General features: G+C 49.6%; 11 protein-coding genes. 3 read left to right on the forward strand and 8 right to left on the reverse strand.

Going from position 1 to position 16,032, the window contains the following annotated elements; translation table 11 throughout:
- Positions 1-101: 101 nt before the first annotated feature.
- The 5 genes from AC3WTP_RS21885 to AC3WTP_RS21905 all read right to left on the reverse strand — a co-directional run bounded on the left by AC3WTP_RS21885 (position 102) and on the right by AC3WTP_RS21905 (position 9,226).
- A complete protein-coding gene (locus tag AC3WTP_RS21885) occupies positions 102-866 on the reverse strand; it encodes a DeoR/GlpR family DNA-binding transcription regulator (RefSeq protein WP_492396747.1) in 765 nt (254 codons plus the stop codon).
- Between the two features lie 93 nt (positions 867-959).
- Positions 960-3,029, reverse strand: a complete 2,070-nt coding sequence (locus AC3WTP_RS21890; RefSeq protein ID WP_492396748.1) for a bifunctional aldolase/short-chain dehydrogenase — start codon at positions 3,027-3,029, stop codon at positions 960-962.
- Between the two features lie 156 nt (positions 3,030-3,185).
- Positions 3,186-4,442 carry an L-rhamnose isomerase gene (rhaA, locus tag AC3WTP_RS21895; protein ID WP_492396749.1) on the reverse strand — a complete coding sequence of 419 codons (1,257 nt, stop codon included), beginning with the start codon at positions 4,440-4,442 and terminating at the stop codon, positions 3,186-3,188.
- A 30-nt stretch (positions 4,443-4,472) separates the two neighbouring features.
- The gene (gene rhaB / locus AC3WTP_RS21900) at positions 4,473-5,942 is read right to left on the reverse strand and encodes a rhamnulokinase (protein WP_492396750.1); all 1,470 of its coding nucleotides are present in this window, start codon (positions 5,940-5,942) and stop codon (positions 4,473-4,475) included.
- Positions 5,943-6,277: 335 nt separating this feature from the next.
- Positions 6,278-9,226 carry a family 78 glycoside hydrolase catalytic domain gene (locus AC3WTP_RS21905; RefSeq protein ID WP_492396751.1) on the reverse strand — a complete coding sequence of 983 codons (2,949 nt, stop codon included), beginning with the start codon at positions 9,224-9,226 and terminating at the stop codon, positions 6,278-6,280.
- 164 nt (positions 9,227-9,390) lie between these two features.
- Between AC3WTP_RS21905 and AC3WTP_RS21910 the strand changes: the two genes are divergently transcribed.
- The 3 genes from AC3WTP_RS21910 (at position 9,391) to AC3WTP_RS21920 (ending at position 12,462) form a co-directional block, all read left to right on the forward strand.
- Positions 9,391-10,314: an AraC family transcriptional regulator gene (locus tag AC3WTP_RS21910; protein ID WP_492396752.1), complete on the forward strand. Its 924-nt coding sequence runs from the start codon at positions 9,391-9,393 to the stop codon at positions 10,312-10,314.
- Positions 10,315-10,478: 164 nt separating this feature from the next.
- Positions 10,479-11,459, forward strand: a complete 981-nt coding sequence (locus AC3WTP_RS21915; RefSeq protein WP_492396753.1) for an alcohol dehydrogenase catalytic domain-containing protein — start codon at positions 10,479-10,481, stop codon at positions 11,457-11,459.
- Complete coding sequence (locus AC3WTP_RS21920; RefSeq protein ID WP_492396754.1) at positions 11,449-12,462, forward strand: hypothetical protein; 1,014 nt, start codon at positions 11,449-11,451, stop codon at positions 12,460-12,462. The genes AC3WTP_RS21915 and AC3WTP_RS21920 overlap by 11 nt, the downstream gene beginning before the upstream one ends.
- A 208-nt stretch (positions 12,463-12,670) precedes the next feature.
- Here AC3WTP_RS21920 and AC3WTP_RS21925 read toward each other — a convergent pair whose 3' ends face one another.
- The 3 genes from AC3WTP_RS21925 to AC3WTP_RS21935 form a co-directional block, all read right to left on the reverse strand.
- Complete coding sequence (locus tag AC3WTP_RS21925; RefSeq protein WP_492396755.1) at positions 12,671-13,501, reverse strand: carbohydrate ABC transporter permease; 831 nt, start codon at positions 13,499-13,501, stop codon at positions 12,671-12,673.
- A 13-nt stretch (positions 13,502-13,514) separates the two neighbouring features.
- On the reverse strand, positions 13,515-14,429 hold the full coding sequence (locus AC3WTP_RS21930) for a carbohydrate ABC transporter permease (protein ID WP_492396756.1): 915 nt from the start codon (positions 14,427-14,429) through the stop codon (positions 13,515-13,517).
- A 78-nt stretch (positions 14,430-14,507) separates the two neighbouring features.
- Positions 14,508-15,950 carry an extracellular solute-binding protein gene (locus tag AC3WTP_RS21935; RefSeq protein ID WP_492396757.1) on the reverse strand — a complete coding sequence of 481 codons (1,443 nt, stop codon included), beginning with the start codon at positions 15,948-15,950 and terminating at the stop codon, positions 14,508-14,510.
- Positions 15,951-16,032: the final 82 nt, after the last annotated feature.

Genomic DNA, 16,032 nt, shown 5'->3' on the forward strand with positions numbered 1-16,032 from the left:
TCCATAGCCTAAGGATACGAAAAAAATCCAAACCATTCGGCAAAGGGTTGAAGTGTACGACTTCTCCATGCAAAATGATTTGGATTTTGTGTCTAACAAGGTTACACCCGCGTCACGCGAATGCCCTGCTCCTCTAGTCCCGTTAACGAATCCTTGTCAATCGCTTGATCCGTGATCAATTCAGAAATCTGACTTAAATCCCCTATGAGCGTGAATGCCTGCACGCCGAATTTGCTTGAATCCGCCAGGACGATCACGTTATCCGCCATATTCAACATCTGTCGTTTCACAATGGCTTGCCATTCATTCGATTCGCTTAAACCGCGGTCAAGCCGTATGCCTTTACACGATATAAATGCCTTGTTCACATGATATGTCTCTAACGTACGTTCTGCCAGAGGGCCGACGAACGAGAGGGATGGGGAGGCAAGGATTCCCCCCGTCGAGATCACTTGAATCTTCTCTTTCGTACTCAGCTCTGTCGCGACTTTAATCGAATTGGTTAGTACCGTTAACGCCATATCCGGCATGAATGAAGCCATGTACCAGGCCGTCGTGCTAGCGTCGAGTACAATTTGATCGTTCTCTTGGATGCGTTGAATCGCTTCCAGGGCGATCCTCTTCTTCTCCTCAGCATGCGTCACTTCCCGTTCGAAGAAGGGCGTCTCGGTCTGTTGTTCTGATTCTTGGATGCGAATCGCTCCGCCATGACTGCGACGCAGCCTTCCTTCTTTCTCCAAGTTGTCGAGATCGCGGCGAATCGTCTCCTCCGTAACATGGCATAATTCACTCAGCTCTGTCACGCGTATGCTGCCCCGTTCATTCACGAGCTTCACAATTTTATCGTATCGCTCTAAGACTAGCATGGATAGACCTCTTTTCCATCTTACTTTTCATTGTCATAGTATATCATGCAGATCGTAGCGAATAAACCTGTACTCGGACCAAAAACCAGGTATCTAGCGCGTGAATGCTGCAGGAACGCCACCATCGATCGTCAGCATGCAGCCTGTCGTCTTATCGGATTTGGAAGAAGCAAAGAAAGCGATTCCCTCTGCAATATCCTTCGGGTAAATGTTCACGAGCAGCGTCGTGCGCTTGCGATAATATTCTTCGAGCTGATCGGGATCGATGCCATATGCGGCTGCGCGTTCATTCCGCCAGGAGCTATTCCAGATCGCAGAGCCCTGCAGAATGGCGTCAGGCAGAATCGTGTTGACGCGGATCCCGAACTCGCCGCCTTCGGCCGCGATGCACCGTGCCAGATGCGCTTCGAGCGCTTTGCTGGCACTATAAGCGGAGGCGTTCTTGCCTGCATATACAGCGTTTTTGGAACCGACGAACACCATATTTCCCCCAATTCCTTGGAGCTTCATCATGGTGAAGGCTTCACGGGCTACGAGGAAATAACCTGTCCCGAGAACATTCATGTTCAGGTTCCATTCCTTGAGCGAGGTCTCATCGAACGGACTGGAGGTGGCCAATCCTGCATTGTTGACGATAATATCTACGCCGCCATACATGACGGATGTCTCTTCATAGGCGGCCTGTACCGCTTGCTCGTCAGTGACGTCCATCTTCACCGCATAGGCTCGGTTGGCACCGTATTTTGCATTCAATTCTTGTGCGATCTGCTGCGCGCCTTCCAAGTTCAGATCGGCCAGTACGACATGCGCGCCCTCCGATACAAGTCGTCGTGCCGTCTCGCTGCCGATGCCGCCGGCACCGCCGGTAATGAAGGCAATTTTACGCGAAAATTCCGATTCTGCAGGCGCGAGCGAGAGCTTGTAGAGCTCAAGCGGCCAGTATTCCACGTGATAGGACTCATTCTCCGACAGCGAGACGAATTGCCCAAGCGCCGTTGCGCCCCGCATCACGGCAACCGCTCGGTGATATAAAGCCCCGCTGACCTGCGAGATCGCCCAGCTCTTGCCCGTATTCACCATTCCGATCCCCGGGATGAGGATGACGCGCGGAGCGGCTTGAAACATCTGATCGCCCTCAACATGATGACGCTCAAAATATGCTGTATACTCCGCCTTATAGGCGGCAATCCCTGCGAACAGTTTCTCCTCCAATCCAGCAACATCTTCGGCATTCGGCGTCCAATCGATGAACAGCGGCACCACCTTCGTATGAACCAAGTGATCTGGGCATGCTGCGCCAACCTGCGACAACTGCGGCGAATCGTACCCATTCACGAAGCGCAAGATATCCACTTCATCATCAAAGGAGAGGATCATCTTCTGCCCTTCAGATACTGCGCCCCGAATCAACGGCATAACGCGCGCCGCGATCTGACGGCGCGTCTCCTTCGGCAAAGCTTGGTGCTTCATGCCGCCGAACAATTTCAAATCGTCCACTCGCGCTTCAATAAACACAGCGGCTTCGTTAATGATGCGAATCGTCTGCGCATAACATTCTTCCTGCGTATCCCCCCACGTGACAAGTCCGTGCTTCTCCATCAGCACCAGCTCTGCATTCGGATTGGCTCGTACGCCCTCTGCGATCATTTTCGATAAGGCGAAACCTGGACGAAGATAAGGAACCCACACGAATCGATCTCCGAAAATCTCGCTGGCAATCTCCTTGCCGTTATCTGCGCAGCATAGACTAATGATCGCATCCGGATGCGTGTGGTCGACATGCTTGAAGGGCAGAAACGCATGCAGCAAAGTCTCGATCGAGGCGCGCGGATGCTTGGCATCTATCATGCAATGCCCCAAATACGCTACCATTTCCTCGTCCGTCATCGATTCGCACGCAACAAGCTGCTGTATATCCTCCAATCGAAGTCCCGTAAAATGAGCCGCTTGCATGGACCCAAGATCAGAGCCGCTGCCTTTCACATACATGACTTCGGTCTCGCGTCCGCGAAAGTCGATCACCGTCGTCTTGGATGACGTATTGCCGCCATAAATGTTACAGACCCGCCGATCCCCACCGATCAGATTGGAACGAAAGGCTAACAGATCCAATTCGCTTACAATTTGCGAAGCTTTAGCGGCATCCCATACATTCTCAATCATTTTGATTACCTCCGATATTTTTTGTTTGTATTTGTATTACGATACTAACAATTTTGTTTGTGTTTATAAATACCTGTTTTCGGAAATAAACGATTATTTTTTCCGTAAAAAAAGGCCATGATCAAATACATCACAGCCCGGACATGAGGTCTCTGATTAACGTGCAAACAGCACTTCTTGCTCATAGCGCTTCACGACTTGAAGCCACTCTTCCCTTACAGGCACGCCTGCTTGGGCACAATAATAATCCCATACCGCACCGAAAGGATAGGATTTGAATTCCTCGACGAGCGCAAGTCGGGATGTATAATCCCGATGAAGCTCAAGTTCCTTCAGCAGCTCCACAGGCTCCAGCATGGCACGCATCAATGCCTTCAACGTATTGCGCGTACCGATGACCCAAGCCGCAACGTGGTTAATGCTTCCGTCAAAGAAATCCAGACCGATATGCGTTCGATCGAGGAAATGACCACGGACGAGTTCTCGCGCGATGTCAAGCAGCTCATCGTCCATCGTAACGACATGGTCGCTGTCCCAGCGGACAGGCCGACTCACATGCAGCAACAGCCGATCCGTGAACATGAGAATGGATGAGATTTTGCTGGAGATCATCTCCGTCGGGTGAAAATGGCCAGAATCCAAGCAAATGGTCTTGCCTCTGCTCATCGCATATCCCATATAAAATTCATGCGAACCAACAACATAGCTCTCGGAGCCGATGCCGAACAGCTTGCTCTCCACCGCATCGATATGATGCGCCGTGTTCATCTCCTCTTGGAATATCTCATCCAGCGCATCGCGCAGACGGATTCGCGGCGCCAGCCGATCCACGGGCGTATCTTTATACCCATCCGGCAGCCAAAGATTCGTCACACACGGCTCGCCCAGCTGCTCTCCGAAATAAGCGCCGATCCGCCGCGAAGCTTTGCAATGCTCAATCCAGAATTGGCGGATTTCCGGATCGGCATGACTGAGCGTGAATCCATCCTCCGCTTTAGGATGCGAGAACATCGTTGGATTGAAGTCGAGTCCTAATCCGTTCTGCTTAGCCCAATCCACCCAGCCTTGAAAATGGCGAGGCTCCAGCTCATTCAAATCAACCTGTTCGTCGGTATCCGCATATATCGCATGCAGATTCACTTTATGCTTTCCCGGTATCATGGACAGCGCCTTCTCCAAATCCTGCCGCAGCTCGTCAGGCGTACGCGCACGCCCGGGATATTTGCCCGTGACCGCGATCCCGCCGCTTAATCCTTTATCTTGAAAAAGAAAGCCTTTAACGTCATCCCCTTGCCAGCAATGCAGAGATATTTTAATATCAATAAGCTTGCGCAACACTTCATCGACATCAATTCCATGCTGGGCATAGAGCTGTCTCGCTTCGTTATAACTGGATTCTATCGCTTGATTCATGGCACTATTATCCTCCTGTATCATTAGAAGTTATTGGGTCGTAACGGCTTGCACCTGCTGCCAGCGCTGTAGAACCGCTTCGCGATCTGGCATGCCCTGCGGCACATATACGACAGGCGGAAAAGCATGGGCAATGCACTGACGCGCCTCCTCAAGGTTCGGCAGCACCTTCGAACTGATCATCTGGACGGCAATGTTGCCGAGTGCGGTGGATTCGGAAGGTCCGGCTTGCACCTCGATTTCTAGCACATCCGCAGTCAACTGACAGAGCAGCGTATTCTGAGAGCCTCCGCCGACAATATGCAACACTTCAATCGCTTGACCGTGCAACCTGTTCAATTCCTGCATCGCATTATAGTACGTTAAGGCGAGACTATCGAATATACATCGTGCGAGCTCTCCAGGGGACATCGGCACCGGTTGTCCGCTCTCTTGGCAGAATCGCTGCATCTCCAGAATCATGCGCTTCGGACTCAGGAACCTAGCCGCATTGCACGGAACAAGACTGCGATAGGCTGGAACATGCGAAGCGAGCTCCGTCAATTCCGTATAGCTATGCTCCTCGCCGAGCTCTCTGCGAACCTCTTGGATCATCCACATGCCCATAATATTTTTGAGAAACCGGTAGGTGCCATAGGCTCCCCATTCATTCGTGTAATTGCATCGCATCGCTTCGAGCGTATGGATCGGCCGATCTCGTTCGACACCAAGCAGGGACCAGGTTCCGCTGCTTAGATATGCCCATGGGCGGTTACTCTGGATTGGGACCCCAACGACGGCAGAAGCCGTATCATGCGTGGGAACGACGACCAGTTGACAGTCCGGTAAGCGATGCGCGTGGACAAGATCAGGCAGAATAGAACCCAAGAATTCACCCGGTTCCTGCAAACCGGCGAACTGATCCTTGCGCAGTTGCAGCAGGCTCAGCAAATCTTCGTCAAAATCACCCGCCTTCACGTTCAACATCTGCGTCGTTGAAGCATTTGTGCGCTCATTCATCCGCCGGCCCGATAACCGGTAATATAAATAATCGGGTACGAGCAGAATGCTGCTTGCACGGGACAATTCATTCGGATCATGAGCAAACAGCTGATATAGCGTATTAAACCGCTGTTCCTGAATACCCGTCTTCGCATAGACGATTTCTCGGCTTATCCGTTGATGCAGCCGATCCGGTACATCCTCCGTGCGGTGATCACGGTAAGCATAGACCTCGTGCATGCGAGACCCGGCATCATCCAGCAGCACATAATCTACGGCCCACGTATCGATTCCCAGCGTGCACGCTTCAATCCCTTGCTGCTTGGCCAGCTGCAGCCCCTTCACGATTTCCTGGAACAAGTACTCGATATCCCAATACATATGCCCGTCTTTTTCGGTGAAGTCATTCTTGAACCGATGAATTTCTCGCAAATGAAGATGACCGGCAGCAATGCTCGCCGCCACTAAGCGACCGCTGGACGCGCCAATATCAATAGCAATAGCAATATGCTGATTCATCACATTACCCCTCGTATCCCAATATGCATGAACTCCGTTTCATATCCCCCTTTTCATGTGCCTTATATCATTCCGTTATCATCCGTTTATATTGTTTTATGTTTGTGATACAACAATAGCACTTTTGTTTATTTTTATAAACAATTATTTACCGAATAATCCCAATTATTTATCCATAAGAATGCATACGTTGAATCGGACCTTGCTCATCGAAACGTTTTTTAAGAAATATAAGACCCTGTATCTGTGAAACTTATAAATTCAGATATTTCAAAAAAAAAAAAGCTATGATGAAATTCATCATAGCTTCAATGCAAATCCTCTTCCGATTCCCTTCATTTCGACTCGTCCTCTCTATTGGATGAATTCTTACTTCGGTATTCCACCTTCAGTTCGTAGCCCTTCGGTGCTTCAGTTATGATCTCAACCTCCGGCGGCGCTTCAATTCTTAGTTTTAACAGACCTGCCTCTTCGACCCTCCAGGAGACATCAATACGTCCGCCATGAGGCAGCGGCACAGAGCCGGAAGCCCATCGCAGCCCGCAGGGCTCAGGAGCAACCCTCACCTTGGACCACCCTGGGGCAACACCCTGAACACCAAGAACATAAGCGCCAAGGAAATAAGCCGGTCCCGCAGACCAAGCATGACAATGACTGCGCGTCAGTACCTTCGGATTCGAGTTGAATCCGCTCCAAGGATACATCTCCCAACACGTGGTGGCATCATTCTCGATCATGAAACCGTAATTGCACTGCATATCTTTCATGAGCATATCAAGACGTCCCATCTTGGCTAAGGCTTCGTAATAGAAGAAGGACATGAAGGGACTCCCGACCTGCACGAATTCTTTCGGCGTTTCAATGATATATGATTTGATGATCTCCAGTCTGTCTCCCTTCGCGATATCGCATAGAAAGGCTACAATCTGCGTTTGAGCGCTCAGGGTAGAGGATAAGCTGCCATCACTGTGGATACAGTCGACATAAGCCTGCCGCTCTTCATCCCATAGGTACTCATTGATAGCGCTGATCAGTTTCTCAGCCTCCTCTTCGAAGAGTGACGCTTGATCTTTTTCACCGACCAGTGCTCCAATCTCGGCAGCATGCCGCAGTGTTCTTGCGAGGATTATGTTCTGCGGGGTAACGACTCCCTCCCTCGGCTGCTCAAATGGAGCCCAGTCCAGCAGATTCCAGCCATGGAACACAAATACGCCCTTGTCATTGATATGGTGTAGATATGCTTCCATCGTTAGCTTCACATGAGGCCAAATCTCATTCAGGAACGCTTGACGGCCTTCATAACGATAATATTCCAGACAAGCGGTTACCCAGAAGAAGGTCCAGTTCGGGATCACGCTGTTCCATCCGCTTGGCACTTGGTCAGCGAACAGGGGCGTTTGGGAAGCGGAGCCTGGTACCAGCTTCAGACATCGCTCCACAATCTCCGTGGCCCCAAAGGTGTAGTAATTGATAAGCGCTTCATTGCGGGCATCGCCCACCCAATACGCTTGCTCGTAAGCTGGACAATCCACGAACGTATCCTCCATGCACAGGCGGGTCGTGTCCCGACTAATTGCCCATATGTCGCTCAGTACAGGGTCGCTGCTGCGGAAGCTGCCGATATTAGCAACCGGATAGTTGCTCTGGATCAGCTTCACCTCGTACAGCTTTACCGGTCGAGATGCCTCTCTGATGGTTAGCGTAAGATAGCGCAGCCCGCGCCGGATGAAGGATACATAGGTTTGCCTGCCTTCACGGCATATGTATCGGATCGTGTTGTCCAGCGAGTAGGTATGCTGGCGCCAACCATCCTTCATGTATTCGAAGCCGTACAGGTCGACGATGGTTCCGACCGAAGCATTCAGCTCAAAAGCGATGTATCCCGACAGCTCCCGTCCAAAGTCGATTACGATTTCCGTATCCATGCCGCTGATAACAGGCAACAAAGCAGCATCTGCCCCGGCTATAACAGCATACTGCAAGGACGGCGTCATCGGTTGCGCCACCTCGGCCTTCTTCCACACGCAAGAGGTGAATACGTCATTTAGATTCATGAACGGCTCAGCGATCGGATGGATCCAAGCTTCGAACGGCTGCACATCGGCAGCGGATGAGGCCGTCTTAATCGCTTCATAGACGGGATGATCCTTAACCAGTTCTCTCGGTTGCTGATGATCGATGATCTCAACCGCATCGAACAGGCCGATGAGGCTAAACGGCGATGTGCTTGTTCCTCCATCCGTTAATCCAAGCGCTTGAATCTGGAATGGCATTTCGCTGTCGAAGCCGATATGGAAACCATGCCCGTGGCTGCAACCGGTTACATCAATCAAGATGAAATGATCTCCCGGCTCCAGCTGGACGGTCAGATACCGCTCGGGCTCTTCTCCTGTATAGCTGTCTACTGGATACAGTCGCCCATCAATTCGGATGATGGGGTCGATGCGACCTGAATCAGGGATGCCGATCGTGAATACTGCAGGATGCTCCAGAATCAGCTTCGTCGCCAAGTAGCCGCAGAAGGCGACGTTATTAGCATGGTTGCCGCTATTCGGGGACATCAGTGCGTATAGATCTACGACGGCGCTCCAGGTGGGTGGCAATACGCCGCTCATGCTCTCCACCCTCGAAGGGAATACAGGTTCTTCCGTCAAGTATGGGATATCCCGAGCTACCAGCCCCGTCCAGGGCTCCATTCCTGCGGGCCCGATAACAGTGGCCTCTTCCCAATCGCTATCGTCATATTCGGGCTGTATCCAGGATGCATCCCAAGTCCTTGCATCGATGACTTCGGTAAAAGCCAGCTGGCAGGAGATGCGGGAGGAGTTGGACTGATATCCTTGATGTATGGCGGTCTTCCAGGATGCATCGGTTACGATGCTCCATTCATTCGCTAGCATCTCACCATTGTCTGTGCCATGTTGCTGCATCTTCAACTGCAGCAGTAATCCCCCGCGACCTCGCAAATATTGAAACGTAGAGATGCCGTAATGCATGACTAACACAGCAATGACCGCTTCCTTACCTGGTTCCAGCAGATGTCCAATTTCGTATTCGTCATAGGCCCATTGGGAATGCCAAGAGCGTACAGGACCTCGTCCAAGCTGCTTGCCATTTACGAACAAGACATAACGGGAATCGGCGGTAATACGTACTGTGGACCCTTCGATAGGATTCATAGGTATGAAGGAGCGGCGAAAGCAGCGCCATTCGTTCCGCGGGCTCTGTTGTCCAGAACCCCATATCCATGCTGCATGCCAATCCGATGATATGGTTTGATTCATAATAGGATCTCCTCTCCAAATGTATTGAGCGGATTCATGATGCCATTCCGGAACAACTTTTATTATAATTGAAGAAACGAAGGATTGAAGGGCCGATTCGGACCAATCATCGGTTGGTTTCGGACATAAGTATGCCTTATGACAGGAATCAGAGGAGGAACTCCGTGAAAAAAAACGTGCTTGTGACAAGCAGTAGTATGTACCTGTTCCCGGATCAGCCCGTATATGTAAACCGCGTCTCAGAGTCATTTCTCCTGGAGCAGCATCGACACGAATTTATCGAGCTCTGTTACGTGAGCGAAGGCAAGGGCTATCATTATATTGAAGGCTCTACGATTTCGGTGTCTAAGGGAGACCTGTTCTACCTTCCGATCGGAGTATCTCACGTCTTCCGACCGTCAACGCCTGCCCCTGGGGAGGGACGGCTTATCGTCTACAACTGTTTGTTTAACGAATCATTCTCGGAGCGGTTGATCCGTGCCTTCGAGCCTGATCAGGATGTGCAACGACTGCTCCAATTAGAGTTCCCAGAGCAATCATGGAGAAGGTTCCACGACCACGACGGATTGTTCCAACACAGCTTCAATATCATGCTTGAGGAATTCCAGAGGCGTCGCGTCAACTACATCCTGCTCATTCAAGCGGAGCTGGTCCGGCTGTTTACCTACATGACGCGCGTGCCATTGCTGGAAGCTCCCCCTCACGTTCAGCCTGCCAAGCGCAGAAGAGACACAGACGAGATTATTTACTCGATTGCAAAGCAACTGAGAACGAATTCCTTCCCGCCAGGCAGCGCAAGACGCTGCGCGGAAGAAGCCGGTCTCAGCGAGCGTCACTTCCGAAGAAGATTTAAGGAATGCTTCAGCATGACTTTCCTCGAATATGTGCACAAGTGGCGAATCGAGCAAAGCTGCGAATTATTAAGGACAACGACGGACAAAGTCACGACGATTGCCCAGCAAGTCGGCTACAAGGACCTCAAATTTTACAATCGCCTGTTCAAAAAAATGACCGGCATGACGCCCCATGTCTATCGCTTGGCACATCCCGCGGAACGGAATGGAATGGGTGACGAAGTCGATACGTAAAAATGTCAATATCGTGCAAACCTCTCGCCGATTTAGCTGCCCTATTGCTCATCCCTTATGCCGTGCGTTTACGGAGAGGGATATAACGTGCAAAGACATCTTATCAACTCCCATGTACACTTAATTTGTAATTCAAAATTCATTGAGACAAAGGATGGATTGGGATGAAAGCGTTACAAATCGTCGGGAAAGATGAATTCGAAATTATTGAATTGCCATTGACCGAACCTATGGAGGACCAGGTAACGGTGCGTATCGAGATCGCTTCCACATGTCCGCGTTGGGATATGAGTATGATGGGAGGCAAGGATATGTTCGATGCGGCCAAGCAACCGGATTATCCACTGCTCCCCGGATTCCCTGGACATGAAATAGCGGGAACGGTCGTGGCGGTAGGCAGCGCGATTCATTCATTGAAAATTGGTGATCGGGTAGCCTCCCTAGAGCATCTCGAAGGAAACGGCGCTTACATGGAATACTTACATTACCGTGAACACGAACTAATTAAGCTTCCTGAGGAAATAGAGTGGAAACAAGCGGTATCATTTGAGCTATTGAAATGTGTGTTGATTGGCTTGCTGCAGTTCGGCGACCTCACCGGCAAATCCATGCTGGTATCCGGACTTGGACCGGCAGGCATCTTAGCCTTACAAGCCGCCAAGCTTCTCGGTTCCACAAACGTAACAGCCGTTGATATCAACCTGGAACGAATCGCGTTTGTGAACCAGCTAGGGCTTGGGCTCGCCAAGCATGTTGATGAGTTGGGAGATGAACGCTTCGATCTCGGATACGATTGCGTCGGAGCCTCTGCTTCCGTACAGCAACTGCTCGAAAGAACCGACTCACATCTAGTCATCTTCGGTGTGTTGAAGGGCGAAGTTCGCTACAGAGAGCATCTTTGGTTCAAAGGGGTTAAGCTGGAATCCTATCATTACCGAAAATTCAACGAACAAGACCGTGCACTTCTGCTCGATCTCGTCGTTAATAAAGGATTGAATACGCAATGCCTTCAAACGCATCATATCCCCTTTTATCGATATCGTGAAACGATTGAGTTGCTTAACAAACAAGAGGCGATAAAGGTATATGCGTATCCTCCGACGGATTTCGCCCCTGTGCTCGATGGTGGCAAGCATGAGAGCTAATGCCGTTGTATTTACAGGAGTAAGACAGGTTCGCTATATGGAAATCGATATTCCCGAACCAGGCCAAGAGGATGTAGTCATCGATCTGGAATATTCATGGATCAGCAATGGGACGGAATCCTCCTTTCTGTATGGCGAGCGGGTGGCAGGGGAACAAGTTACACAGCCCGGCGACGAGCTGCCTTTCCCTCATGTCGCCGGCTACCAGAAGGTCGGAATTGTCCGAACTGTCGGAGACCATGTGCATGATATCATGCCGGGAGACTGGGTTTTCGCATCCATTAGCGGAGTAAAAGGCATGAAGTTCGATTACGGCGGACACGTTAATCCTTCCGTTACGCATCAAAGCCAGGTATGGAAGCTTCCTGAGCGAGCAGACACGCTAGCATATAGCGGCCTGGTACTCACGCAGGTCGGATACAATTGTGGAAGCCGTCCGCCTGTTACGAGCGGGGATCAGGCGGTTGTCATCGGAGACGGCATGGTCGGACATTGGGCCGCCCAGACGCTGAAAGCCCAAGGAGCGGAAGTTACGGTGCTTGGACGGCACGACAATCGATTGTCTTTGCTCCCTTCTTCGATCCACAAGTTTAATTTGAAGAAACAATCCTTGGAACAATGGCTTGTAGGCAGAACCAACTTGGCGATTGTCGTCGATACGGTCGGCAGCATGGATACATTCCGAAAGCTTAAGCCAGCCATGAAATGGAACAGCCATTTCGTATCGGCCGGATTCCTGGGTACAACGGGAATGGTTGATATTCAAGAGTTACGATCTCAGGAGATTACGCTGCATTGCCCGTCCGGTTGGACGAGTGAGCGCATGAACGACACGCTTGCGGGGATACGTGACGGGTGGCTGCAAACGACATCTCTCATCACGCATAAGTTCCCGGCGGCAGCGGCCGAGGAAGCCTGGCAGTTGATTATGGAAAAGTCGGCATTCTATCTAGGTGTCGTACTATATTGGCAAAGCAATAGCACTTGCAGTTCCGGGATTTAGAGCCGTCCCAGCATACGAGCGGGAATATTCATCGCTTTGTGGATGCCATTCGCTAATTGGGACAAGCGTGCTCAACAGCACTTGTTGGATTCACAAAAAAGTGTAGGCTGCTAGCCATAAAAAAAGAATGCACCTTATGAAAGAGCTCATGTGATGTGATAGATTGCATCATGAGCCCTTTCATACAGGTGCATTTGTGCTGCATGCCTCAGCCTTTCACACCACCAAGGGTAGCGCCTTCAATAATTTTTCGTTGGAATAACATATAGATGAATATGGTAGGAATAATCGTAATGACAAGTCCCGCGAGGAGCGTGACCCAGTCTGCTTTGTACTCCATCATAGCATTGGCTGCGTACATATTGACGCTGACCGTGTATTTGTCTGGATCACTCAGTAGAATGAACGGACCAAGGAAATCATTGTATAGAGCGACGAACTTAAAGATAGCGATTGTCACAATGCCCGGCATGGCTAACGGCACGATAATTTTACGAACGACCTGAAACAGATTTGCACCGTCAATAAACGCACTCTCCTCCAGCTCCTTCGGCAGTGATCGCATGAAGCTTCCCAGCAGCATCAGATCGAATGCCCCCAGCGGCAAGCTGGCAAGCAAAACAAGGCCGTTCAAGCTGTTAATCAGATCAAGCGATCTCATCAGCGTATATTGTGGGACAAGAATATTAATGCCTGGCAGGAACAACGATAGCATAATGATACTCCAGAGCCATCCCCGCAACTTCCACTGCATTCGCGTGAATGCATAAGCGTTCAACGTCGAGACTACCAGACTGATGAGCAGACCTAGACCAACGTAATAGACAGTGTTGAGCATCGACTTGCCCACGCCCAGCTTCGTCCATGCCTTCACGTAATTAGTCCATTGAAGCTTATCCGGCAACGTCCATATATTAGCAAAAAACTCCTGATTTGTCTTAAGTGATTGATAGACAATCCATATTAATGGAAGCATTACGGTTAATGCCCATAGGAACAAGACAACGCGCCACACTTGAGAAGTGAATCCATTTTTCATGGTAACCCGCCTTTCAAAACTCTACGCTATCTTTAGTGAAAAACTTGTCCATAATTACTTTGATCGATATCAGGATTACGAATATAAACATGCCGATTGTCGAGGCGTACCCATAATAATGCTGCCCAAGATTTTGAGTTCCGAAAGCCAGATTGAACATATATAGTGAGATGACATCGGTGGAGCCGCCAGGTCCTCCTTTTGTCATGATGAACATATATTCAAAGCCCTTGATCACATTAAGAATTAAGAATATCGCGCCTACGCGAATCACGCCGGATAGCAGTGGCAGTGTTATCTTTGTAAAGCGCTGGTAGTTGCTAATCCCGTCCAGAACAGCCGATTCATAAATGTTCTTTGGGATGGAACTCATCGCATTGATGAAGATGACCACATAGAAACCAACATAACACCATACATAGAGCGGAATCATAGCCGCAAGCGCCGTATTCTCGCTACCAAGCCAGTTATGATTATCCTCAAAGCCGAGCAGCCGAAGCAGCCCGTTCAATAAACCGAACGTCCCATCGTAGATAAAGGACCAGACCAGAGCAATGACCACAAGCGACAATACGTTGGGAAAGAAGAACAACACTTTATAAAACCTATTCTCCTTATACTTCCGATTAACCAGTAAATCCGAAAGGACAAGCGAAATGACGAGTGTAATCGGAATGACAGTAACCAGCAAAATCAAATTATTGACTAGAGATCGCAGAACGACAGGGTCATTGAACATCCTGACGTAATTCTCCAGACCGATGAACGTCTTCGGGCCGATGCCATTCCAATCCAGAAACGAATAATATATGGATAGAACATTGGGATACAAAGTAAACAGCAAGTAGGCGGCGAATGGCGGCAGGACTGCTACTGTCAGGAAGATCGCCTTCTGTATGTTCGATTTGTTGTAAGCTACCGTTCTCACTTCAGCATCTCTCCCCTCTAAGTCACAATGTAAACCCGCTGTCCGTCTGGTCAGCGGTCTACATCGCACAAGTATTTACTATTTTTTTGCCTTGACAGCCTTCTGAAGCAGCTTCTCCGCTTCCTCCAGAACGGGTATAGGCTCCTTCTGCCCGGTCAAAATCAAAGCCGCATTATCCAAGATAACTTTATACGCTGCTGAAAAATCCGGTGAGCTAAGGACCACCTTACGACTCTTCAACTCCAATACAACGTTATTCTCCTTCATGTATGACGCGATGGATTTCTGCAACGGCTTCATATTCTCCGCCCTAGCTGAATCATCCAGATAATCTATCCGAAGGGGGAATGCTCCTCCTTTATCCACCAGGATCTGCTGGACATCATTAGTCAGCAAGGACAAAAGGAATTGTTTGGACCATTGCTTACTTAGATCCGGCTTATTCGCCCACAGTTGAAAGGCATAGCTAAGACCGTTGTTAACATGAATAGGAGTAGTCGAATTGTTGGAGAACGGTACGGCCATATAACCCCACTTGAAGCCTTCCGGAGCCGATTCCTTCATCTCATTTTCAATCCAGTCGCCGGACGGCACCATTGCCGCTTTGCCTTGCAAGGCGAGCATTTGCGATTGCGTATGATTCATGCCGACACTCTGCTTGCTGATATACCCCTTCTTGCCCATGTCGTAAAGTCTCTTGTACACTTCGATACTCTCAGGTGATGTAAATTCCGGACCAGAGTAATTCTCAAACTGAGTGCGGAAATCCTTATTTCCGTTATCGATCGCAAGCTCGAAAACCTTAGTATCAAAAGCAAATATGGCGTAATTATGCAGTCCGGAATACACGATAGGATCGAGCCCCTTGCTTTTGATTTCTTCGCATAACTCAAGGAACTCATCATACGTTTTAGGCGCTTGATTCCAGCCATTCTTTTCGAACAGCGACTGGTCGTAGAACAATCCGCCAATATAGTTCGCGATCGGGAATAACCAATTTTCGCCTTTGTAATACTGTTCTGGGATGTTGTAACCAGGGACGATCAGCTCATCAAGCTTCTTCCCTTGTCCGTCTACTGGAGACAATTGGAATATATCTGTAAGCGGTTCCAATTTATTGGCGTCAACAAATTCGGTATAGGCTAAGCCGTAAAGGATGTCAAACATATCCTCATCATCACCGGCTGCGGCTTTCGTGCTGATCAGGTCAGGGATTTTAGGGGAAGCCGTAATATCGAACGTTACGTTCGGATACTTCTCTGTGAACAACTTGACGGCATGGTCAAACCAATCCCGTCCATAGCCAGCTTCAAGAAAACCAACTTTTAGCGTTACCTTCTCATCTTTAGGTAAGCCATTGTCATACACGGCCGCCGTCTTATTCACCGGAGCATTCTCATTCGTCTCCTTAGTCCCTCCGTTTGATTCTATGTTGTTGGCATTTTTTCCACACGCAGCGAGCAACAGCAATAAGGATAGTGTAATGAAGAATACAATCTTCTTTTTCGATTTTGGATACATCTTTTGGACCTCCCTAAATTAGAATGAACATCTACTCTAAGTTTACAAACTGCAACGTGAATCGTCTTTGCAGATCGTATTG

The organism is Paenibacillus sp. EB106-04-04-XG159, from assembly GCF_058791835.1.

What these genes read in the sequence shown, in the direction of transcription:
- AC3WTP_RS21885 (WP_492396747.1), bottom strand. Translation starts at nt 866, where the DNA reads ATGCTAGTCTTAGAGCGATACGATAAAATTGTGAAGCTCGTGAATGAA.
- AC3WTP_RS21890 (WP_492396748.1), bottom strand. Translation starts at nt 3,029, where the DNA reads ATGATTGAGAATGTATGGGATGCCGCTAAAGCTTCGCAAATTGTAAGC.
- rhaA (WP_492396749.1), bottom strand. Translation starts at nt 4,442, where the DNA reads ATGAATCAAGCGATAGAATCCAGTTATAACGAAGCGAGACAGCTCTAT.
- rhaB (WP_492396750.1), bottom strand. Translation starts at nt 5,942, where the DNA reads ATGAATCAGCATATTGCTATTGCTATTGATATTGGCGCGTCCAGCGGT.
- AC3WTP_RS21905 (WP_492396751.1), bottom strand. Translation starts at nt 9,226, where the DNA reads ATGAATCAAACCATATCATCGGATTGGCATGCAGCATGGATATGGGGT.
- AC3WTP_RS21915 (WP_492396753.1), top strand. Translation starts at nt 10,479, where the DNA reads ATGAAAGCGTTACAAATCGTCGGGAAAGATGAATTCGAAATTATTGAA.
- AC3WTP_RS21920 (WP_492396754.1), top strand. Translation starts at nt 11,449, where the DNA reads ATGAGAGCTAATGCCGTTGTATTTACAGGAGTAAGACAGGTTCGCTAT.
- AC3WTP_RS21925 (WP_492396755.1), bottom strand. Translation starts at nt 13,501, where the DNA reads ATGAAAAATGGATTCACTTCTCAAGTGTGGCGCGTTGTCTTGTTCCTA.
- AC3WTP_RS21935 (WP_492396757.1), bottom strand. Translation starts at nt 15,950, where the DNA reads ATGTATCCAAAATCGAAAAAGAAGATTGTATTCTTCATTACACTATCC.